Origin of the sequence: Paenibacillus algorifonticola, assembly GCF_000971975.1 — a bacterium.
Taxonomy (GTDB): domain Bacteria; phylum Bacillota; class Bacilli; order Paenibacillales; family Paenibacillaceae; genus Pristimantibacillus; species Pristimantibacillus algorifonticola.
The window spans coordinates 39,788-62,632 of the sequence record NZ_LAQO01000047.1; the positions used below are offsets into that span (position 1 = coordinate 39,788).

Annotated in this window: 20 protein-coding genes and 2 pseudogenes; 19 read left to right on the top strand and 3 right to left on the bottom strand. The window is 48.6% G+C overall.

All coding sequences use genetic code 11. The features are described 5' to 3' along the window. The first annotated feature begins 20 nt into the window (after window positions 1–20). The 3 genes from WH37_RS29820 to WH37_RS29830 all read left to right on the top strand — a co-directional run bounded on the left by WH37_RS29820 (window position 21) and on the right by WH37_RS29830 (window position 3,384). Window positions 21–281, top strand: a complete 261-nt coding sequence (locus WH37_RS29820) for an acyl carrier protein (protein ID WP_046234292.1) — start codon at window positions 21–23, stop codon at window positions 279–281. Beyond that, window positions 278–1,159 (top strand): cysteine peptidase family C39 domain-containing protein, encoded by an 882-nt coding sequence (locus WH37_RS29825; protein WP_046234293.1) that lies wholly within the window; start codon window positions 278–280, stop codon window positions 1,157–1,159. The genes WH37_RS29820 and WH37_RS29825 overlap by 4 nt, the downstream gene beginning before the upstream one ends. A 236-nt stretch (window positions 1,160–1,395) precedes the next feature. Next, entirely contained in the window at window positions 1,396–3,384 is a 1,989-nt protein-coding gene (locus WH37_RS29830) for an amino acid adenylation domain-containing protein (RefSeq protein ID WP_052737317.1), read from the top strand. 181 nt (window positions 3,385–3,565) lie between these two features. Here the strand turns inward: WH37_RS29830 and WH37_RS35100 are convergent. Next, window positions 3,566–3,819: pseudogene (locus WH37_RS35100) on the bottom strand (hypothetical protein); the annotation flags it as partial. Window positions 3,820–3,924: 105 nt separating this feature from the next. Between WH37_RS35100 and WH37_RS36790 the strand changes: the two are divergent. The 9 genes and pseudogenes from WH37_RS36790 to WH37_RS29880 all read left to right on the top strand — a co-directional run. Beyond that, window positions 3,925–4,026: pseudogene (locus tag WH37_RS36790) on the top strand (RNA polymerase subunit sigma-70); the annotation flags it as partial. Window positions 4,027–4,037: 11 nt separating this feature from the next. Next, on the top strand, window positions 4,038–4,415 hold the full coding sequence (locus WH37_RS29840) for an S-layer homology domain-containing protein (protein WP_269431355.1): 378 nt from the start codon (window positions 4,038–4,040) through the stop codon (window positions 4,413–4,415). A 212-nt stretch (window positions 4,416–4,627) separates the two neighbouring features. Continuing rightward, window positions 4,628–5,977 carry an ABC transporter substrate-binding protein gene (locus WH37_RS29845; RefSeq protein ID WP_231594426.1) on the top strand — a complete coding sequence of 450 codons (1,350 nt, stop codon included), beginning with the start codon at window positions 4,628–4,630 and terminating at the stop codon, window positions 5,975–5,977. Window positions 5,978–6,070: 93 nt separating this feature from the next. Then, window positions 6,071–6,976 carry a carbohydrate ABC transporter permease gene (locus tag WH37_RS29850; RefSeq protein WP_414812597.1) on the top strand — a complete coding sequence of 302 codons (906 nt, stop codon included), beginning with the start codon at window positions 6,071–6,073 and terminating at the stop codon, window positions 6,974–6,976. 1 nt (window position 6,977) lies between these two features. Beyond that, window positions 6,978–7,805, top strand: a complete 828-nt coding sequence (locus WH37_RS29855) for a carbohydrate ABC transporter permease (protein WP_046234295.1) — start codon at window positions 6,978–6,980, stop codon at window positions 7,803–7,805. Between the two features lie 94 nt (window positions 7,806–7,899). After that, on the top strand, window positions 7,900–9,471 hold the full coding sequence (locus WH37_RS29860) for a glycoside hydrolase family 43 protein (protein ID WP_046234296.1): 1,572 nt from the start codon (window positions 7,900–7,902) through the stop codon (window positions 9,469–9,471). A 53-nt stretch (window positions 9,472–9,524) separates the two neighbouring features. Then, the gene (locus WH37_RS29865; protein WP_231594427.1) at window positions 9,525–11,348 is read left to right on the top strand and encodes a cache domain-containing sensor histidine kinase; all 1,824 of its coding nucleotides are present in this window, start codon (window positions 9,525–9,527) and stop codon (window positions 11,346–11,348) included. Beyond that, entirely contained in the window at window positions 11,341–12,921 is a 1,581-nt protein-coding gene (locus tag WH37_RS29870) for a response regulator (RefSeq protein ID WP_046234297.1), read from the top strand. The genes WH37_RS29865 and WH37_RS29870 overlap by 8 nt, the downstream gene beginning before the upstream one ends. A 294-nt stretch (window positions 12,922–13,215) precedes the next feature. Further along, on the top strand, window positions 13,216–14,367 hold the full coding sequence (locus tag WH37_RS29880) for a glycoside hydrolase family 88 protein (RefSeq protein ID WP_046234299.1): 1,152 nt from the start codon (window positions 13,216–13,218) through the stop codon (window positions 14,365–14,367). A gap of 208 nt (window positions 14,368–14,575) precedes the next feature. Here the strand turns inward: WH37_RS29880 and WH37_RS29885 are convergent, their stop codons facing one another. Next, window positions 14,576–16,477, bottom strand: coding sequence for an AraC family transcriptional regulator (locus WH37_RS29885; protein ID WP_046234300.1), 1,902 nt, complete (start codon window positions 16,475–16,477; stop codon window positions 14,576–14,578). Window positions 16,478–16,864: 387 nt separating this feature from the next. Between WH37_RS29885 and WH37_RS34050 the strand changes: the two genes are divergently transcribed. The 7 genes from WH37_RS34050 (at window position 16,865) to WH37_RS29915 (ending at window position 22,647) form a co-directional block, all read left to right on the top strand. Continuing rightward, window positions 16,865–17,248 carry an AraC family transcriptional regulator gene (locus WH37_RS34050; RefSeq protein ID WP_052737322.1) on the top strand — a complete coding sequence of 128 codons (384 nt, stop codon included), beginning with the start codon at window positions 16,865–16,867 and terminating at the stop codon, window positions 17,246–17,248. 43 nt (window positions 17,249–17,291) lie between these two features. Next, window positions 17,292–18,308: a LacI family DNA-binding transcriptional regulator gene (locus tag WH37_RS29895; protein WP_082111074.1), complete on the top strand. Its 1,017-nt coding sequence runs from the start codon at window positions 17,292–17,294 to the stop codon at window positions 18,306–18,308. Window positions 18,309–18,593: 285 nt separating this feature from the next. Then, window positions 18,594–19,103, top strand: a complete 510-nt coding sequence (locus WH37_RS34055) for a VOC family protein (protein WP_052737324.1) — start codon at window positions 18,594–18,596, stop codon at window positions 19,101–19,103. Window positions 19,104–19,167: 64 nt separating this feature from the next. Next, complete coding sequence (locus WH37_RS29905; RefSeq protein ID WP_046234302.1) at window positions 19,168–20,052, top strand: TolB family protein; 885 nt, start codon at window positions 19,168–19,170, stop codon at window positions 20,050–20,052. Between the two features lie 84 nt (window positions 20,053–20,136). Further along, window positions 20,137–21,279 carry a Gfo/Idh/MocA family protein gene (locus WH37_RS29910; protein WP_046234303.1) on the top strand — a complete coding sequence of 381 codons (1,143 nt, stop codon included), beginning with the start codon at window positions 20,137–20,139 and terminating at the stop codon, window positions 21,277–21,279. Then, window positions 21,269–21,442, top strand: coding sequence for a hypothetical protein (locus WH37_RS35835; protein WP_156182409.1), 174 nt, complete (start codon window positions 21,269–21,271; stop codon window positions 21,440–21,442). Before WH37_RS29910 ends, WH37_RS35835 begins: the two co-directional genes overlap by 11 nt. Before the next feature lie 131 nt (window positions 21,443–21,573). Further along, window positions 21,574–22,647: a hypothetical protein gene (locus tag WH37_RS29915; protein WP_046234304.1), complete on the top strand. Its 1,074-nt coding sequence runs from the start codon at window positions 21,574–21,576 to the stop codon at window positions 22,645–22,647. Here WH37_RS29915 and WH37_RS36135 read toward each other — a convergent pair. Next, the coding region (locus WH37_RS36135) for a hypothetical protein (RefSeq protein ID WP_197091405.1) at window positions 22,644–22,845 on the bottom strand (202 nt) is incomplete at its 5' end. The genes WH37_RS29915 and WH37_RS36135 overlap by 4 nt on opposite strands.

Genomic DNA, 22,845 nt, shown 5'->3' on the forward strand with positions numbered 1-22,845 from the left:
GCCTAGAAAGGAGACCCATAATGAATCGTACGGAATGGAACAAGGAACATATCGAGGGTTATGTGCTGTCGCAGGTCAAGGAACAGCTTCAACTGCAGGAAGATGTCGCGCCAGATTATGAGCTGGCAAGCTATGGTATGGACTCTTTTGCTTCGATGAATCTTGTTGTAGCGTTCGAAACGAACTTCAATATCGTCTTTGAAGACGAGGAGTTGCTTTTCGAAAATTTTGCCACCGTACAAGATATGGTCGATCGTATTTACGGAAAGCTGCAGCCATGAATCTCGCGTGGGTTGATTGCTATATCGACAAGCTGCTCACCCTCTTTCCAGACATTCACCCTTATGCCGCAATGATAGACCGCTGGGCATTCAAGCCGGTATGGGACGGGAAAGGCGAGGAGGTGGATTTGAGCCGGGTGCTGGCTACGGAGGAACAGCTGCTTACATTCTATGGCATTGAGCGGAGTTGCGAAAATGACTGGATCGATGAGGCACTGCGAAGCGGGCATCTGGTATTACTTCCTTGCGATCTGTTCTACATGCCGCATGCCAAGGTGTTCTACGGTAAGGAGCATGCAGGACACTTCATTGTTGTGCGTGAGCTTCTGCCGGGCGGGAGTTACTTGATCTTCGACGATCATCCCGCGTTTTGCGGGAGGATGGATCGGACAGGACTAAAGGCTGCCCACGATGCATTGGGCTTGCCATATCAGAGGTTTTTGCCAGAAATGCTTCAGGTGACGGACGCTTCCGCGATTGGCTACGTGTCCCGCATGCTCAAGGCGGACTCCTTCTTCTTAAGCGACTTTGCACGGCGATTACTGGTCTCGGAGGAAACGACGATGCGCAAATGTCTGATTCTGAAGGGAACGCGCCATTTCAATCATCGGCTGAATGGCTTCATCCGAATGGTGGACGCTGCGCCGCTACCTTCCGGGAAAGGCGAGGCCGTGTCGGAGTTGCGGCGTAGTATTATTCAGTATATGGACGACTGGAGAGTTACGGTCAATTTGGCCACGAGAGTCTTGCTTCAGCCGGAGCTGCCGATATGGGATCGTGTCCAGAATCGGCTAGAGAACCATCTGGAGAGCGAGGCGCTGCTTCCGAATGCAGCCGTTCGTTTTCTTGAGCTGTTGCATGCAGAGGCGAATGGTTAGCTCGCGGGTATGGCGACGATAGATGTGACGGCAAGATGTGACCGGGAATATAGGCTACATTTTTTACTAACAACGACTTTAGCTTCTATCCAATCGGCAGTGAATACAAGGCGAATCAGGAAATGGCTGCAAACGATTTGCAATCCAGAGAAGGAGGCTCTTGCCTCCATGCTCGAAGCTCTGCAACGAAGAATACTAAGCTGACAAAACCTTCTACAAGGGAGGGGCAGATGTCGATGACGCTCACTAGGTATGATAGTGTACGATTAACGAGTTTACGGCTGGCTTGGGGGCTCGTGCTGACGAAATACCATGAGCCCGGGCAGCTTCAGCTGTACGTGAATGAGCAAGGGAGCCCGCCAGTGTGGAGCTGCGAGCGAATCGGTGAGGCTCCGGGCTCCGGCAATTGGACTTATTTGGAACTAGGCTGCTCTGTGGAGGAAACCATTGAAAACTGGCTGCAGCAGCTTCAGGCAGTGCTTGGCATTCCTGCAATGGACGAGGTTATTGCAGCTTCTCCGCAGCGATGTTCCTCGGAATGGCTGGATGAGCTTGAACAAATCGTGTATGACGATGCGAGATGGAATGGGCATTTGCACGAAAATATTTCTATAGAGCGTTTCAAGTCCCATGTGGCCAGCCTGGAGGAGGCGCTGCTTCAAAAGCGGAATCAGCTGCTTAGGGATGTGCCCATGCTGCTAGCTGATGAATATATGCAGCTCATAAGGGACTTCAACCGGACAACGCTGGAGTTTCCACGGGAGAGGTCGATACATGGACTGTTCTCGGAACGCGCGGCGTCGCATTCGGAGCGTATAGCAGTTGTTTCGAATTCTGGCAACTTGTCTTACGGGGAACTGGAGAGAGAATCCAGCAGACTTGCCGCATCGCTGCACAAGAGGGGAGTCGGCAAGGGGCAGATCGTTGCCATTACGGCCGACCGCACGCCAGAAATGCTGATCGGTTTATTGGCGATATTGAAAGCAGGCGCCGCATATATGCCCATCGATCTCCGCGCCCCCGAGGCGCATAACCGCACTATTTTGGAGGACTGCGGAGCTCAAATCGTAATCTCCCGCACGCGGCTGCAGGGATTTCAGACGCTTGATCCATACGAGGCTTTTTCTTATTCAGACGAGGCTGAGAAGAACGTTTTCACGTCGAGCGATTCAGAGCTCCTGGCGTACGTCATCTATACATCGGGAACGACGGGAGCCTCTAAGGGGGTTATGATCCGGCATCGGAGCGTCATCAATTACGCAGCTTGGTTTAACGCCCAATATGGAAGAGAGGAGCCGCTTCGTGTGCTTCTATCCGCCAACTTGACGTTTGACGCATCGGTAGAGTCAATCTTTTGCACCTTGCTAGGGGGCGGCAGCGTCGTCATGATTCAAACCGAGCTGTTGCTGCATCAGCGTGCATTCCGGCAATTCATTGACAAGCATCAGGTACAGGTCATTCATCTTGTCCCTACGCTGCTGGATCGACTGCTGTCGGAAGGAGAGCGGCTCGCTAGCGTGCATATTGTGATTTCCGGAGGAGAAGCCCTTGAGCAGGGGCTGAAGGACCGTCTTCTGCACAAGGGATATCGGGTTTATAATCACTACGGTCCGACGGAGGCGACGGTCGTGTCCGTAACCGCCGAGCTGAAGGAAGGTTTACCCGTAACGATTGGCAAGCCGATTGGAAATACAAGCATTTACATCGTTAATTCACACATGCAGCTTTGCCCGATCGGTGTGATGGGGGAAATCTGCATTGCCGGAGAAGGCTTGGCTGCGGGATATCTTCAACGTGAGGATCTGATGAAGCAAAGGTTTGTTCCGAACCCATTCGAACCAGGAGCTTTGTTATACCGCACCGGTGACTTTGGAAAATGGCTGCCGGAGGGGCTAATTGAGTATGTCGGCAGAGTCGACGATCAACTGAAAATCAATGGCATACTCGTTCATCCTGAAACGATTCGTAAAGCGGTTGAGGCTCATCCGGCGATTCAAGCTGCCATCGTCATTTTTTCACCGGATGAGGAGGGAGGTAAGCTGATCGTTTTTTATCGCCTAGAGCAGCCTGGTGCGGTAACGGTAACGGAACTGCGAGCATTCTTGCTTCAGCTGCTGCCGCCCTCGATCATCCCTAAGCAGTTTGTCGAGCTTCAGGAATTCCCGCTTAATTTAAATGGGAAGGTGGATAAAAAACGACTGCTTACGAAGCAGGAGAGCGTCTAAGTACAACGATATGATGTTTTGACAGCGATAAGCGAGCCGCCTTTTATCAATAAAGATTCGCAGTAGCATGCGGCGCTGAGCCAGATGGCGACAGGGCCCTGTCTTGCGGGAACAGGTTGTGAAAATAATGAAGCTGGCCATCGTCTAATAGGCTTGCAGAAGGCTGCCCTTCCTTGGAGGGGCGGCTTTTTTCCATTTTAAGCTGCACGTTTCCACAATTTCATTAGGGTTGCTTCCAAGAATATCGACCAGCGATATTTCATTGCTTTCTTTGTCCGTACCGATCGGATCATGCAGCGGTACGTCCTTACGCGTTATTTTCAAGGAACGAAGATGCATTAAAATTTCGTTTTTGATACAGTGGGCAGCAAGTTTCGCTAGCTTCGTGCCTTTTCCTGTAAGAAAGCTTTCAATGGCTTTAATCAGCCTCAGCGTGCACGAACATCAATTTTACATTCTATGTAGGCGATGGCCCATATGCGTATGTACATTCGAAAAGACGTAATCAAACAAAATTAATAAGTCTATAGAGGAGGTTTTAATGAAATTACGCTTATCGATATTCTCGGCACAGAGGCTGGCGATATTGTAGATAAGGTACAGATGAAGATTGAAAAGTCCAAAATCTACAGAAATCTCGACACTTCGATCTGATTGATGAAAGCGCCGTCTCTTCATTCGGTGATGTAGAGCGGGATGCCTGGTATTACGGTGCCATTGCCAGCGCCGAGAAGCTGGGCATCGTGGAAGGGCAGACGGAGAACCGCTTTGGCGTTCAGGCTTCAATGACCCGTGAGGATATGGCCGTCATTTTGAGCCGATTAATGGAGCTGCTCAAAACCGAGCCTCCTGTCCGGTCGGAGCAAGTGCAGTTTGCCGATGCCAAGGACATCAGCCGCTACGCAGAAGCGGCTGTTGCAGCGATGCAGCGCGCAGGCATCATTCAAGGCTTTGAGGATGGACGCTTTGTGCCGAAGGGAGCGGCAACCCGCGCTCAGGCAGCTGTCATGATCGACAGGCTGCTGCAATAGCATGAACGAAGAGCCCTGCCTCCGGGATTTCGGAAGCAGGGCTCTTGTCTAATTCAACTTCTTAAAATCCCGCATATGAAGCTTAAAAAACAGCATACTACACCTTTTATGTTTATGATAATTTAAATACACGGGAATGAAAGCGGTGCTATTTTCATCAGGCACGGTTTATAACGAAAGACGTTCCAGATAAAAGGGAGGCTTACACACCTATGGCAATGAATAAAAAGGCAATCGCATTATCCATTACAAGCATCATGGCATTCTCGCTCGTTTTGTCCGCATGCGGCAGCACAAATTCAGGCTCGACCGAAAACGCAAATTCTGCTGCTCCTGCTTCAAGCGAACCGTGGAAGAAGGAAGTAGCCTTCACCATCGGCTATGCTACCGGCGATCCGGCTACCAAACAGGCAATGGCGGATGCGGTATCCGCCTTCACCAAAGCCAATCCGAATATCAAAATCAACGATCTCTCCGGGGGCGGTACGGCAGCCTATTTGGATTGGCTCAAGACGAAGGAAGCGGTGGGGGAATTTCCGGATTTGATCGAAATGCGCGATACCCAATTGTTCGCAGAGGCGGGAAAAATCGCGGAGCTTCCTCAGGCTTGGCTTGATTTAGTAGCAGACGCACCAACCCTTAATGACAAGCATTATACCGCTCCAATCATTGGCGCTTACCCTCAAGGCATCATTTACAGCAAAAAAGCATACGAGAACGCAGGAGTAACGGCCGAGCCGAAAACGTATGATGAGTTTTTAGCCATTCAAGAGCAGCTGAAGACGAGCGGCATCACGCCATTGACCTTCGGAGGCAAGGATATTTTCCATTGGGGCTTCTGGGTAAACAAGTTTTTCATGGACAATATGCTTGCTGATGATCCGAATTGGAACTCCAAGCGCACGAAAGGTGAAGTCAGCTTTAGCGATGCGGCTCCCATGCAGGCGATGACGGATTTTACGGAGTTGTTCACTAAAGGGTATGTGGAGAAAGGCTGGGCGAGTACAGCTGATAATCAAACGGCTTCCATGCTGGTTACCGGCAAAGTGGCGCAGCTGTTTTCAGGGCCTTGGATGTTCGCCCAAATCTCGCAAGCTGATCCGAACTTTGATTTCGGCTGGTACCCGGTTCCAGACCGCAAAGGCAGAGTTATTGTAAGCGGCGCGAACAATTTGCAAGGCTGGGCGATTTCAACTGCGGCCAATGGAGACGCAGATAAGCAAGCTGCAATTACGGAGTTTGTGAAATTCTTCTTCTCGAAGGAGCAATATACGAAGTTCCTGCAGGCGGTTAATGGAATTCCGACGACGAAGGAAGCTATCCAATATGAGGCTTCGCCGCAAATGCAGCGCGTGCTGGAAGTGATGGGCGATTCGAATACGGTGAAGTCCATGATGATCAACTCCTTCTGGGGCGAAGATCAAATGCCTACGCAATGGAGAAACTGGTTCTACAAGCTCGCTCAAGAGTGGCTGACTAAAGGCGACTTTAGCGCAGAATACATGAAAAAAGCCGATGCAGAGTGGGATGCCAACGTTAAGGCAAACGCAGCAGCGAAATAATAGCATGATGCATAAAGGCAGAGGCGGCCGATTCGGCTGCCTCCCCTCAAGCATTGGCGCTTTAGGAGTGAGAGTGTGGCTAACGCAGAAACTATACCCGTTGCATCCAATGGGGCAGCTAGAAAGAGAAAGCGGTTTTCTTATTCGGTTCTGTTTATTTTACCGGCCTTTATCCTATATACCTTGTTTGTTATTTATCCGACCTTAAACAGCGTGAATCTCAGCTTTACGAGCTGGGATGGCGTCAGTGATCACATACGCTACATCGGCTTTGATAATTTTGTGGAAATGTTCCAGAGTGAAAGGGTTTATAACGCGCTTAAAAATACGTTGATTTTGTCCATAACATTAGTTGTTCTTGAGAATATCTTGGCCCTTATATTGGCGATCCTCGTGGATCAGGTGCGTTGGTGCAAAAGCTTGTTCCGGAGCATATTTTATTTTCCTGTATTGCTTAGCGGTATCGTGATGGGTTTCGTATGGACGATTATTTTCAACTTTAACTTTGGAGTGATCTCCCAGGTGCTGGACAAGGTGGGGCTAAGTGATTGGAAAATAGACTGGCTGGGCGATCCGGATTACGCGCTGCTGGCCATTATCATCACCACCGTCTGGAAGGGCTCGGGCTACTATATGATTATTTATTTGGCGGGGCTTCAGGGAATACCGCCAGAGCTTAACGAGGCGGCTTCGATTGACGGTGCTAGCCGTTGGCAGAAGTTTCGACACATTACGTTCCCCCTTCTGGCAAGCGCGATGACGGTCAGCGTGATGTTATCCATGATCGGCGCTCTGAAAATATTCGACCAAATTGCAGTCATGACGGACGGAGGACCTGGTTTTGCAACAGAAACTTTGACCTACATTGTCTACAAGGTAGGCTTCGGCGAGCTCCGGCAAGGCTATGGAACCGCGTTGTCGCTTATGCTGTTCGTCTTGATTTTAATGGTGTCCCTCATTCAAGTTAAGTTTTTGCGGAAACGGGAGGTGCAGATGTAAGATGGTCAAGGTTAAGCTTCGCATTGAAATTCTGTTTTTAATTTCGGCTATCGTACTGGCGGTCTTCTTTTTCTTCCCTGTTTTTTTAAGCTTGATTTCGGCTTTCAAAACAAATGGGGAAATTTTGCGGGATGCACTGTCCCTTCCTTCGAGCTTATATTTGGACAGCTTTAAGTATTTGCTTACAGAGACAGACTTTCCGAGAGCTATGCTGAACAGCCTGATTCTGACCGTTGTTTCAATTGTGTGTATGATTGCCATCATTCCGATGGCTGCTTATGCAATAGAGCGTACTGGGAAAAAATGGACAAACTATGTTTACGTCTATTTTTTGGCAGGAATGATGATTCCTTTTCAAGTTTACATGATTCCGTTGTTCAAAGAAATGAAAACGCTGGGCCTCTACGGTTCATTGACGGCTCCGATTCTGATTTATATTTCCGGTTCGGTTGGTATGGGCGTTTTGCTCTATACAAGCTTTATTAAGGGTATTCCTGCTGAGATTGAGGAAGCCGCAGCCATAGACGGATGCTCAAGGGTGAGGACGTTCTGGCAGATTGTATTCCCGCTTCTGGGACCGTGCACCGCAAGTATGGTTGTGCTTCAGGGACTTGGAATTTGGAATGATTTCCTGATGCCGAGTCTGGTGCTTCATTCGGATCAGCGGACGCTGATCGTAGAGATTTTCAATTTTGTGGGAGAGCTTGCCTCGCAGTGGGATTTGGTGTTCGCAGGTACGACAATGTCGATTGTTCCCGTCCTTATTGCTTTTATCGCCCTGCAGAAGTACTTCGTAAAAGGGATCGCCGCAGGTGCAACTAAAGGCTAGCAACCCAGCCGCTCCTGGCATTCAGGTGCGGCTTTTCTCCGCCGTTTATGCGCCATTCATAATAATTATTGAAAATCGGGAGGGGTTCGGTACGATGATACAAAATCCAATAATACGCGGCTTTAATCCAGATGCTTCAGCCATCAGGGTGGGGGAGGATTATTATATTGCGACATCCACCTTCGAGTGGTTTCCAGGGGTAGTCATTCATCATTCCAAGGATCTCGTCCATTGGCGGCCGTTAACTCGTGTATTGACCCGCGAAAGCCAACTGAATTTAGCAGGGGTTCCGAGCTCTGGCGGCATTTGGGCCCCGTCCCTTAGTTATGATGAGGGAAGCTACTATCTATGCTTTACTAATGTGGTTGGCCGCAAAGGCGTATTCAAGGATCTTCATAATTATGTCATTTCAGCTCCATCGATAGAAGGGCCATGGTCTGAGCCCGTTTATCTCAATTCAAGCGGCTTTGATCATTTCCTGTTCCATGATACGGACGGGAAAAAATATTTGTTTAATATGCAGTGGGATTTTCGGAAAGGCAAAAGCCGGTTTGCTGGCATCATTATGCAGGAGTTTGATCCAGACGAGCAGAAGCTGACAGGATCGGTAAAGCTTGTTACCAGAGGAACGGATATTGGCGTTACGGAAGGGCCGATGGTATACAAAAAGGATGGCTATTACTATCTGCTGGTAGCGGAAGGAGGTACAGGCATCAATCATGCGGCGACACTGCTTCGCTCCAGATCAGTAGAAGGACCTTATGAGCTTGATCCTGACTATCCGGTTATGACTGCGAAGGGGCATCCGGAGCATCCGCTGCAGAAGGCGGGGCATGGCTCTCTTATCGAGACTCAGAACGGTGAATGGTATATGGTGCATATATGCAGCAGGCAGCTGCCAGACGGCAGCGGATTAAGTCCGCTTGGCCGGGAAACCGCGATTCAGAAAATGGCATGGACCGAGGATGGCTGGCTTCGGCTGGCCTCGGGCGGAAAGCTGCCTGCGCTTCATGTACCCGTACCGGCGCTTCCTCTGCATCCTTTCCCTAAGGAGCCCGAGCGGGATGATTTCGATAGATCGGAGCTTAGCGTCCACTGGCATACACTCCGTACGCCGGCGGATCCGTCATGGCTAAGTCTGACGCAGCGTCCAGGGTATTTGCGTCTATGGGGGAGGGAATCCTTATATTCTCTGCATCGGCAAAGCATGGTGGCACGGCGCATCCAAAGCTTTCGCTGCGAGATGGAAACCTGCATGGAGTTTGAGCCCGCTAGCTTCAATCAGATGGCAGGGCTCGTGCTGTATTATGACGATCAGGATCATTATTATTTGCGGATCAGTCATGATGAGGAGATCGGCAAGCATTTGACCGTGATCATTAGCGATCAGGGGCAATATGATGAGCGCGAATCGGAACCTATTAACGGCTGGCAGCGAATCTATTTGAAGGCGGCAATTGACATGGATAAGCTGCGCTTCAGCTTCTCGCCAGACGGCATAAAATGGCAAACGATCGGCCCGGCCTTGTATACAGGATTGCTTGCCGACGAATACAAGAGCAAGCTGTCCTTTACAGGAGCCTTTGCGGGCTTGTGCGCGCAGGACTTAAATGGGACCAAGCTGCAAGCGGACTTTGATTACTTTATTTATCGGGAGTACAGTTAAGCACTCTGATAGGCATGAAAACCGTTGAATGTTATGATAGGAAGCGAGAGCTGTTGTTTCACTTGCAGCGCGATAATGAAGGAGGAGAGCTGTCGTTGAATGCTTTCAAGCTGAACAGATTGCGGAAAAGTATTTTTGCTAAATTCGCGCTTTCCTTCATTATTGCTGGTCTAGTACCGTTGCTGGCAGTAAGCTTCTTCTCGCTCAATACGTTCGGCAATTACATGGAGCGTTATTCCATCAATAACTTTGAGCAAATGGTGATGAATGCGGGCAATAATGTAGATGCGCTTTATACGAAATATAATACTATTTCAAAGCTGATGTATTCCTACGGCCAGCAGGAGGGCTACGGGCAATTGGCGAAACGGCTCGCCGAGGGTGCTCCTGACAACGATTATCAAATTATAGCGTCAGTGGATGAACTGCTCCAGACTGTAGTGGCCACGGATGTTCATATTCGCAGCGCTGTGTTTGTTTTTCCGGACGGCAGCTACCGGGATATGAACCGGACAGGAAGCCGGATTGACTTCCGCTATGCCTTTCCGCTGCCAGAATGGAAGACGGCGCTTATAGAAAATCCGAACCAGCTGGTGATGATGCCAACGCATCATCAGGATTATTATTTGAATTCGGGAACGACCGTTTTGACTTTTGCACGCAATTTGATCGACGTGGTCGGCAGTGCCGGGCTGGACGGGAAGGTTGCGGGCAGTTTGTATATGGACATTGCCTTGGATGCATTTGAGGAAATTTTTCAACGCCTCACCATTGATTCTCACGATGGCATGTATGTCGTTGACGAGAACGGCTGGATTTTGTTCAGCAATAAAAAAGAGAGAATCGGACAGAGTTTTCAAACATCGGCTTCAAACGAACATCAATATGTGATACAGAATCTTCCTAATTCGGGCTGGCATGTGATCGGCGAGGTGAACAAGGAAGAATTGCTCAGCAAGATTAACGGAACTAAAAGCACGATCACCATTGTCATCCTGCTCTCCATCATCTCTCTGGTTATCGTAGCCGTCTGGTTTTCCAATAATTTGTCTAACCCGATTCGTGTAATTATCCAACATATGGCTAAAGTGGAGTCCGGAGATTTCGATACGCGGGTCCAGATCAGAAGTCCCAACGAAATAGGCATGCTTGCCCGCGGCTTCAACCGAATGTCGGACCGGCTAAAAAGCTATATTGACGAGGTTTTTGTGGCCCAAATTAAACAGAAGCAGGCCGAGCTGACAGCTTTGAAAAGTCAGATTCGACCTCACTATCTTTACAATACGCTGGAAGTAATCCGGATGAGCGCAGTAGCCAATGACGATGATGAGGTTGCGGATATGATTCTCGCCCTTTCCCGCCAATTGAAATATGTGCTGGATTATGGAGAGGAAACCGTCACCTTGCTTGATGAAAAAACAAACATTGAGCAATATTTTAAACTGATGGAGCTGCGCTACGGCGAGCATCGGCTTGCTATGGATATTCGAATCAAGGGTGAGCTTCTGGGCTGCCAGCTGCCGAAGCTATCTATTCAACCCTTAGTGGAAAATGCGATTTATCACGGCATTATGCCTAAGACAAGCAAAGGGACCATTCGGATTTCCGCAGAAATGGCCAAAGGCCGGCTGGTCATAACGGTTGATGATGACGGGATCGGTATGGATAGTGAGAAGCTGGAGCAGCTGAGGGGCAAGCTGCAGGGGAATATCCCATTGGAGCAGGGAAATGGCGGCATCGGCATTAAAAATGTGCATGATCGGCTTGCTGCGCTGTATGGGGCTGAATACGGCGTTCATATTAATAGCACGCAAAATATAGGGACTTCCATCCGGTTGTATCTTCCTTACCAAGAGAGGGTGCTGGGCAATGATTAATGCGATTTTGGCGGATGACGAGCCTATCATTATCAGGGGGCTAAAAAAGCTGCTTCCATGGGAAGAGCTTGGCATTCGGATAATTGGAGAGGCATGGACCGGCCGAGGCCTCATCGAACTGGTGCAAAAGGAAGGTCCATCACTTGTCATTACCGATATCAGCATGCCGGACGGTACGGGAATCGATGTGCTGAAGGCAATCAGCCGCTTAGGCTGCAAAACGAAAGTTATTTTTATTAGTGCTTATCAGGAATTTTCTTATGCGAAGGAGGCATTGGCGCTTGGAGCAGTCGACTATTTGGTAAAGCCGATAGAGAAGGAGCTGCTGCTTTCGGCTGTTAAACGCGCCTTGTCCCTGCTGAAAGAAGAGTCCGAAGATCTCCAATTTAAAAATAAACTCGCTCTCTACGAGCACAAGGATCGTAAAACTCAGCTAGAGGAGCTATTCGATTGTCTGATTGACGGGGACATCCGCAAGAAGGAGGCGGAGGAGAAGCTGCGCATGCTGGATTCAGGATGCGATTTTGATTTCTTTACCGTCATGCTGCTGGAGCCCGAGCTGCACAAGACGGATGCTCGTTGGGGGGAGCATGAGAAGCGCCTTCTCCTTTTTGCGGTAAGCAATATGGCAGAGGAGCTGATGTCGTGCGATTTTGCAGGCGTCCTTGTCCGAAGGGGAGACCGGATCTGTGCCGTTATAAACCATAAAGAGGAAGCCCCGATTAAAGCTCTTGCGCTAGAGATCGTCATGCATGCAGCGAGCTTTCTAAAAATAACTTTGTCGGCAGGAATCGGTCAGGAGCAGCCGGGAGCCGAAGGCATTAGAAGCACCTATCAAACGGCGACCGAAGCGTTGAATCGGATTTTTTTTACGGATGGCGGAAAGGTCGTGTGCTGGTCGGAGGAGGACTGGGAAAGCTGCGTATCGGCGAGAGAGCTTGGCGAAGCGAGAAATAAAGTTCTGCAAACTTTTCTGAAAAGAGATCGGGAGCTTATGCATGCTGCATGCCAAGCGTTACTTGAGAAGATCGAGGGCCACTCCGGCGGCAGCAGAGAAAAGACGATTTTGGCCGCCTACGGGACCATCACGGAATGGGCTGGGGGCCTAGCGGAAATTGGTATCGTTCTGGATGAAACAGAGCTCCAGCTGCATTTGAATGCGATGCAGAGCTTCACTAAATACGAGCAAATCAAGGCGTACATCCGGGAAATCGCAGCTGGCATTTTCCAGCGTCTGGAGCCGGCAGGGAAGGATACCCAGCAGCTAAAAACCGTAAAGGATTATATTGAAAATCATTATATGGACAACATTACGCTAGAAGGGGTCGCCTCCAAAATATTTATGAATCCCTATTATTTCAGCAGCTTCTTCAAGAAGCATACCCGTATGAACTTTAAGCAGTACTTGACCGAGGTCCGCATGAAACAGGCTGTTAAGCTCCTCCTGCAAACCGATATGATGGTCTATCAGATCGCTGAGGAGGTAGGCTATAACAACGCCAGACAGTTTAGCGATATGTTCAAAAAGCATTACGGGAAGCTGCCGCAGGAATTTAGAAACATGGCGACATAAAAGAAAAGGCTGCAGATGAGGGCGAGAAATGGCCGCATCTGCAGCCTTTTTTGCGTAACAGGCGCTATTTGTTTTTCTCGCATGGACAGGCGGCGGAATACGGCATCCCCAGAGCTGGCGCAAGGCGTCATGCCACAAATCGAGCGCGATCATGCTGCGGCAGCAAAGTGCAATAAAGAAACATTTTTAGCTGTTATACGGAAACTTTTGCAGGTAATGAAACACTATAATGAGAACAATGAAAGCGTTTAAAGCGTCATGCAAATATACGAAATGAAGGAAGGTAATTGAAGAATGATACCGGAAAATGAGCAGGAATGGCTGAACGCAGCCATCAGCAGGCTGACTGTGAAAATGGAATGGGTCAGTGAAAAATCGAAACATAAAATCCCTTATACAACTGTAAACGGTACGCATGATGACCGCGCTGCTGTAAATCCGAGTGGTGCAGAGGCGGATGGCATCAACTGGTGGACGAATGGCTTCTGGGGCGGCATGATGTGGCTCATGCATCACGAGACCGGCAATGAAAAATACAAAGCAATCGCTGCCATTTCGGAGGAAAAGCTGGATCGCTGCTTCGAGGAATTTTATGGCCTGCACCATGATGTCGGATTTATGTGGCTTCCAACCAGCGTGGCTAATTATAGAGTGACCAAAAATCCTGCTTCGCGCAAGCGCGCCTTGCATGCAGCGAATCTGCTGGCCGGACGGTTTAATTTGGCAGGAGGCTTTATCCGGGCGTGGAACGATTTGGAGGAAGGCGACACGAGAGGCTGGGCGATCATCGACTGCATGTTGAATATTCCGCTTCTCTACTGGGCTTCGGAAGAAACTGGAGATCCCCGCTTTAAGCAAATCGCGATGAAGCATGCCGATACGGCGATTGATGCCTTTGTTAGATCGGATGGCTCGGTCAATCATATTGTGGAGTTTGATCCGGAGCACGGCGGAGTTGTTCGGACATATGGAGGTCAAGGGTATGAGGAAGACTCCTCTTGGACGAGAGGTCAGGCATGGGGTTTGTACGGGTTTATGATGAGCTATATTCATACGCAGAAGGATGAATATTTGCAGACGGCAAAACGCATCGCGCATTATTTTATTGCAAATATGCCAGAGAACGGCATTATTCCGGTCGATTTCAGACAGCCGGCGGAACGGAGGCTGGAGGATGATACAGCAGCCGCGATTGCAGCATGCGGGTTGCTTGAAGTCGCCAAGGCGGTGGGCAAGCACGAGCAGCGCCTTTATGCGGATGCGGCGGTTAAACTGCTCAAAGCCGTCGACAAACGCAGCGATTGGTCGCAGGCGTCAGACGGAATCATTCAATACGGTTCGGGGGCGTATCATACGCCGGCACACCACCATACCATCATCTATGGCGATTATTATTTCATGGAAGCTATTTTTAAGCTGAAGGGCAATGACCTGTATCTTTGGTAGCTGTCTGGTTGGGCTGAAAACGAAAGAGGGGACGCTTGCTTTGCGGCAGGCGGCGGGTTTGTCGTTTTTGCGGGCGGCACATTTGTCTCAGGTACCATTTTCTTGAAATTTTGGAGTATCAGCCTTTGTTGTATGTGCAAACGAGCTGAAAGCTAATCGCCCCGCTTCCATATTCGGAAGCGGGGCGATTTTCGTCTAATGTGATCAATTAGCGCTTGACTAAAGCAGCTTCCACCAGCTCAAGCGATTTGCTTTTAATATTAGGGTAATCCCCGAACACCCATTGCGGCATAATGTGCACATTGTCCGATTGAACGGCCTTCAGACTGCTCCAAACCGCCGATTCCTTCATGTCGGCCAGCAGCTTCTCGGCGTCATCATCATGACTGACGGTTGACTTGCCCACTGTCATAAAAATATGATCCGGATTCAGCTCAGGCAGCGCTTCGAGGGATAGCGCCGAATAGCTTTCTTCCTGGTTTGCCAGCTGCGCCACATAGGTTAAGCCCAAATCCTTGGATAGCGTAGCAGCCAGATGAACATTAGGGCTGGCAGCCTGCACATCCTTTTGCAGACGCACAAACAGGAAGGTTTCATCGGGACCTACATGCTCGGCAATTTTTTCTTTAATTTCCGCTGCTTTTTGATCATATTGCTCAAGCCATGCTGCGGCTTCCGCTTCCTTGCCAACGGCACTGCCGATTTCACGCATTTCCTCACGCCAATCCCCATCTCCACGGAATACAAGAACGGGGGCGACTTTGCTTAATTGCTCGTAGACCTCCGGCTCGATGTGACGGGCGATAATCAGATCCGGTTCGGTTTCGACTGCTGCTTCGAGATTGATTTTATCCCCCAGAGCCAAGATGGTTTCGCTCTGTACATCTTTCTCCAAATACGGCAGCTCCGTCGATCCGCCATAAGTGGTAGTCGCGTATGGCTTAATGCCAAGAGCATATAAGGTATCCAGAATGCGGTAGTCGGCCGCTGCGATTTTGTCCGGAATGCCGGTTACTTCCGTTACGCCCATTGCATGCTCGTATTGCACACGCTGAGTTGACGGAGATGATGGCGTTTCTACGCCGCAGGCGCTGATCATAATCATCATACATAGCAGCATGGCTGCAGCCAGCGGTGTTTTGAATTCTTTTGACACGTAGGAATCTCCCTTCTTCACTCTAAATTCGTTGCTTACGGTACGAGATTTAGTATAAAGGAGAGAGGGATGACTCCATATGGACGATTTGAGCCTCTTAGATGGAACATCCGGTAAGCAAGAATGCGCAGCCTGCTTGCGGAACTGTCCAGGAACAAGGCCGGTGTGTTTCTTGAATCTTTTTATAAAATAAAACAAATCGCTATAGCCAACGCTTTGGGCGATATGCTGAATCGTTTCATCCGTTTCCAGCAGCAGCCGGGCGGCCTTTTCCATGCGGACATAGATGAGATAGTCAATCGGGCTTCGTCCCGTCTTGGCTTTGAATTTTTTGGATAAATATTGGATGTTGTAATTAAGCTCTCGCGCTATGCTGTCCAGCGTGACTGCCTCCAGCATATGCTCCTCGATGTACCGGATCGCCTGATCGACAATATCCGGCTTGTCAGCCAAAAAGGACGGGTTATCCAATTGACGCAAAACCTCGTGCATAAACAAATAAAAAATCGTTTTCGTTTTGAATCGGGACAAATCTCCGCCGTTCAACCAAGCATCGTACATCTCGCGGGCATGTTGATGAAGAAGCACCGGGAATTCCGGGACAAAACCCAAGGGGGCGGTCATAGAGTTGTCCGCTTCCGACTCTGTTGCATGAATGGAATGGCGGGATGACGTGAGCTCGCTTTTGTACAGGATCAAATAAAATTCCAACTGCTCCACGCTGTGAATTTGCAGATGAAGGCCTTTATCGGCATGCAGCAGGCAGCTGCGCGACAGGGTAAACGTGCGGTCGTTGAACATCGCGGTTCCCTGCCCCCGGCACAGCAGTAAAAAGGCGTTGGCCGGAAGCGGGTAGGGAGGCATAGCTTCCCCGGACAATAAAACAAAGTGGCGGATATCGAATATATGAAAGGATGAATGGACCCAATGCTGGATAAGGCTTTGATGATTCATGTGCTCCTCCTGAACAGGCATGGAAAAAGATGTAGTCTTCATTATAGGTGATAATTATTCTCATTTCAATTCATTTTCTGTTCGCAGCTGGCGACGACCCTTGATTTTCTGGTGATCGTCAACTCGCTTGCTAAAGCTTATTTGCTGGATACCCCGACCTAACCTTCGTCTACATTATTGGCCATTCGAATATATTCGTAGTGAGAACGCGGGTGTAGAATTGAAGGAGGAATTGGGCAGATGGAGGATTTAGGATCTTTCTCCTGCTAATCAACGGGTGACGAATATGATTGGGTGCCTTTCACAGCAATTGCGCGCCTACTACTAAACAAACTTACGCTCCCTTTTTTAAGTCAATATCAGCAAAAACAAGCGGAAAAGCTAGGTTTGTTGTTTCGTGAAACAAATGAGGAATGGGTCGCTGGAATTGCCGCTGGCGCCAGCGTTGCCCAATCCAAATTGCAAATATTGCTGCATAGACTTCATCAGATTGAGCAGCCGGACTGGAACTTGGCTGAATCGGGAGCCTTCGCCGCCTTTGAACAAATTAAAAAGCATTTGGAGGGCAGCTACAGGGAAAATTTGCGAATTGAGCGGCTGGCTAAGGAATACAGCATTTCCGCTTCATATCTGCGAAAGCTTTTTCTCAAATATACAGGCATGGGACCGAAAGAATATTTGAACCACCTGCGCAACCAGCAGGCTTGCGGTTATTTGCGATTTACAGATTATAAAAAAGCGTTTTCAATCGTCTTGCTCTGTCGAATATAACGTGTTAATATGTTAACGATAACACATGTGAATCTGGAGACTAATGATGAATATTAAGATGTCGGATGTGGCTAAGGCAGCTGGCGTTTCGCTTGCGACCGTCGGCCGAGTTCTGCATAACAACGGTTATGTGTCTGAGGATAAGCGCCGGGAAATCGAACGGATCATCAAAGAGATGGGATATATTCCGAACCGAATTGCACAGGGCTTGAAAAGCAGTCGCAGCAACATTATTGGACATTTGACGCTTTTTAACACCAATATGCAGTTCAAGGAGATCAGCTCCGCGATTAGCGCAGCAGCGGCAAACAGCGGTTATCATGTGCTGACGCTGACGAGCCATATGGGCTTAGGTGAGGAAGAACAGCAGATTAACGACCTGATCGGTCACCGGGTGGATGGAGTCATTCTGACTTCCTATCATTCCATTTCCAAAGACTTGATTGGGCGTTTAATTGAAAATCACATTCCTGTTGTGATGATCGAACGAACCTATGACATGCCGATGGTAGACCGCATTGTCGTTAATGATCGTGCGAGTTCATTAGGTGCCGTTCGGCATATGCTGGAAAAGGGGCATCGGCGTATTGCCTTTATCGGCTCCAAGCTGGGGCATCAGGTGGAAGAGGATCGTTATGCGGGTTATTTGGATGCGCTGAACGAGGCGGGGATTGTCCCTCATGAGGATTGGGTGCAGGTGATGCCTGAATATTCGATAGAGGCAGGCCGAATGGCAATCGACCAGCTGTTAAGGGCCGGGCAGCCGCCTACAGCGATTTTTATGACCTCTGATATTTATGCCTGCGGAGTTTTGCAGGTGTTGTATGAACGCGGTCTTCGCGTACCTGATGATCTGTCGCTGATTGGATACGACAATACGCTGTCGGCCTTGCTGTCTCCGCCGATTACATCCGTTGGCTTGCCATTTAAGGAGATTGGCGATCATGCTTTGCAGCTGCTTTTGCAGCGAATGAATGACCAAGCGGCCCTCTCCAGCACAATCGGGATAGACCCGTTTCTGATGGATCGCCATACGGTACGAGAATGGAAGGGCGACTAAGGCCAGACCGTCTGAAAAGGAAGACCGCTGCCTTCACTTTGGCCCGGGTGGGTCTTCCCTTCGGGCTCCGTGCTCCTTAGAGTCCGCATCCTGTTAGCTGGCAGATAGTCTGAATTAGCTCGAATAAGCTTCGCCTTGTTTTATAGCCAATGTGTTAACGTTAACATACTATTATGAGCGATGTGGTAACGATAACATATTGTGTGAACACCACCTAATGCCTTGTTTTCTTCATAGTTATTCATCTGCATGGTCTTAAAATGAATCGAAGGAGTGGAAACAACGATGACTCAATCGCCACCTGTAATTACCCAGATCTGCCTTGTCGTTCATGATGCGGAACAGGCCAGCGCCAATTGGTCTAAGGTGCTCGGCGTCCAGCAGGCGCCTGTAGAAATATTGCCGACGGAAGGCTTGCTTCACTATACGTATGAGAAGGCTGCTGAATACAGCGGATGCAAGGTCGCCAAATATGAGCTGGGGCATTTCATATTAGAGCTAATGCAGCCGGCGGAAACGCCGAGTCCATGGAGAACCTTTTTGGACAATCACGGACAAGGCGTATTCCATTTCTGCCTGTACGTAGATGACAGGAAGGCGATGTATGACACGCTTGCCGACATCGGAGCAGAACAGCCGTATCATGTAGGCTATTTCGGCAAAGGCTCTTACAGCTATGTGGACACGAAAGCGCAGCTTGGGTTAGAGCTCAGCATTAACAACATGGCTGATACTAGCCATCTAATGGAGCTCCTTGTTAATGGGCTGGCCAAGCCTTTAGACGAAGTGAAATAGGCCGGCTGATCACATCAGACACGAAAGCATAAGCCATTTTAAACATCAGAGGGGGATTGAAAAGATGGACATTCATACGCTTAGAGCTTTGATGAAGGAAAGGGATAGCTACAGCATATTGGAAACGTTAGATATCGTTACGGGGGAACGGACGGTTTTGCGAGAATTTGACTACGTCATTGAAGCGCCGAATTGGACGAAGGATGGCCGATTTTTAGTTTATAACGGCAATGGTCGTATGTACGCCTACGAATTGGACAGCCAAAAGGTTAAGCAGATTGAAACCGAGTTTGCGATCGATTGCAACAACGATCATGTGCTTTCTCCCGACGGCACGCAGTTGGCAATCAGCCATTTTACGGAAGAGGATGCAAGCTCCCGAATTTATGTGCTGCCTTTGGAAGGAGGGACGCCGGAGTTGGTAACGCCGAACGCTCCAAGCTATTTGCATGGATGGTCGCCAGACGGCTCTACTCTTGCTTATTGTGCGGAAAGAAATGGTCAATACGATATTTATACGATTGCGGTAAGCGGCGGCGACGAAACACAGCTGACCGATATTCCAGGAAGTTTGGACGATGGACCTGAATTTTCCCCATGCGGCCATTGGATCTGGTTTAATTCGACGCGAAGCGGCCTCATGCAAATTTGGCGCATGGACGCTAACGGAGAAAATCAGGAGCAAATGACTTTTGACGAAGCCAACAGCTGGTTCCCGCATGTATCTCCCGATGGCAAATGGGTGTCTTATGTGGCCTATCGCACGGAAGATGTTGCTCCCGGTGAGCACCCGCCCAACAAACAAGTGGAGCTTCGCCTAATGCCTGCCGAGGGCGGAGCATCACGTACGATTGCCCAGCTCTTCGGCGGTCAAGGCACAATCAACGTCAATTCATGGGCACCGGACAGCCGCAGGCTTGCCTTTGTTTCGTATCGCTTGAAGGCTTAACGTTCTAGTCACGGATTAGGGAATGATGATTCTCTTTTTCGGGGCGTGAGCTATTTCTTATTATTTTAGAAGGGGTTGGGTAAGATGACAGCTTTGAAACCTGTAAAAGTAGCCACAATTGGCTGCGGAGCGATTAGCGACGCTTATTTAAGCACGATGATTAACCAGTTTCGCATATTGGAGGTCGTCGGCTGCTACGATCGTAATCTGGATAAGACCGAGCGCACCGCTGAAAAATACAACATTAAAGCGCTCTCCATGGAACAAATTATTGCAGATGATTCCATTGAGCTCGTTGTTAATTTGACGGCTTCGACCGCACATTACAGTGTCGTCAAGCAGCTGCTGGAAGCCGGCAAGCATGTTTATACCGAAAAGGTGCTGGCGCTGGAGCTGGAGGAAGCGGCCGAACTCGTGCGAATCGCGGATGAAAAAAATCTGTACCTTGGCGTCGCCCCGGATACGTTCCTCGGAGCCAGCATTCAGACCGCCAGATATGTAGTCGAAAGCGGGATGATCGGAAAGATCACATCCGCTCACTGCGCCTTGAGCAGGGATGTTTCTCTCTTTGCGGAGCTGTCCCCGAATGCGATTAAGCCAGGCGCGGGCATTGGTTTTGATGTTGGCATTTATTATATTACGGCTTTGCTGAGCATTTTGGGACCTGTTACAGAGGTTTCTGGAATTACGAAGACGCTGAACAAGGAACGGCAGCATTATTATATGGAAAAGCTCGGTGAGTCCTATGAAATTCAGTGTGAAAACCTGATGGCCGGCACGCTGCAATTTGAGAGCGGTACGGTCGGCAGCATGCTGTTTGACTCCAATTCCATACTGATTGTCCCAGAGAAGCCTACGCTTGTGCTGTACGGTACTGATGGCATTATGTATATGTCAGATCCCAACCTTTTTGGAGGGGAAGTCAAGGTGATATTAAAGGGGAACACGGAGCCGATGGTGATGCAGCAATCCCATAGCTTCACGCAAGAGAGCAGAGGACTTGGCGTCGCAGAAATGGCATGGTCCATGCGCAAGGGCAGAGCGAATCGTGCCAGCAAGGAGATGGGCTATCATGCGCTGGAGATTTTACACAGCATCGTAAAAAGCGGCGAGACGAAGCAGCACATCGCTCTGCAATCGACCTTTGCCAATATGCCGGCTTTGCCGAGAGGCTATGTGACTCATTCTCATTTTAAATTCCAGGAAGAGTCTGGACTTGCTTATTAAAGCAGCCGGGCAGCAGGAAATAATAAAAGATTATAATGGAGAAGGGGCTCTCTTTGCTGAGTGCCCCTTTTATAATGAGCCAATGGATCCTCAGTTGCTGCTCGAGCCAATTGATCGAAAAGGATTGCAGCCTGTTAACTATTACGTTACAATTATAGGATAATTATTACAAATAAGGATGTAAGAAGGGGTGTTCTGCTGCAATTTTATCAACATCATGTGTCAGCTCCATCTAGAGTTTCTCAAAAAATAATTGTGCCAAGCACTCAATTAAAATGAGAAAGGAAGGATCGTTTGACAAAAAAGATGCTGCCTATAACGATACCAATCGTTGTGGGGTATAAAAGATATTCCCATTTTCTGGCTGTAATGAGTAATGATTCAAAATCTCATGCCTGGATTTTGAATCATTTTATACAGCTGTATACGGATAAGCCCTTTGAGAAGGACATTCATTGGCTAAGCTTTTATTTAGGGGAGCCCCTAATTTGGAGGCACAACAATAACCCGTGGATATACACGCAAGAAATAGAGTTGAGTCTAATTAACCAATTGACTCCATTAGATGAGTTCATTATAAGCTGCATTGACAGCAATCAATATGTTTATATAAATTGTGATTATTTTTATGTGCCTTATTCGAATTTTTATGGGAAGGTCAATCGGAGAAGCCAATTGCTCATTACGGGCTATGATTTGGAGAAAAATGAATTTACGCTGATGGATTATTTCAACGCCCAGTACATGGCGGTCACAATCTCCATTCCGGCGCTTGTTCATGCGGCAAAACAAGGGATTTATGGACAAGCGTTAAATCGCTCAAAAATCGTTGTCATTGAATTAAATCAAGTCGAGCATTATGAATTTAATTTATCGTTAGCGAGCAAGCTGCTGAAGGACTATTTGTACGCTAGAAATTCATATGAACGAATGCCTTTATTCACGAAACCGAGGGAGCAGGCCGCATTCGGCATCGATATTTACGCTGATCTGCAGCATTTTCTTGATCGAATCGAACAACAGAGTACCCCGCATTCAAGCTTGCCTTTTCATATTTTGTATGAGCACAAGAAATGTATGCGCTTACTATTTGACTATTTAATTAAGATGGGAAGCATAGAGCCTTCAGCTGCTTTAGCAGAGGAATTTTCACTTTTAGTCGAGAAAACGCTTGTATTACGCAATCTATACTTCAAATTAGAAATTAGTGAGGATCTGCTCCTCATTGGCAAAATGAAGCAAGGCGTGGAAACGATTAAAGCTTTGGAAATTTCAGCGCTTGAGAAGTTGATTGGGCTCATTGATGGAGTGGGCACCGATGATTTGAAGCAGGAGGCGCTGGATGAAGCGTCCTCGGTGCATAGCTAAGGCTTTAAACCGCCCCTTGATTTTAATATAAACTTGCTTTTTGTTGGTTTGAAAAACGCAAGGCTGGCGATGACTATCAATCCATCGCCAGCCTTTTGCATTCCATAAAAATAGAGGGGCTGTCCTGCTGCTGATATGCTCCCCATACGGTAGACAGGTGAAATAATAAAACCTGTTACTGTAAGGGGAGTTTTTTCA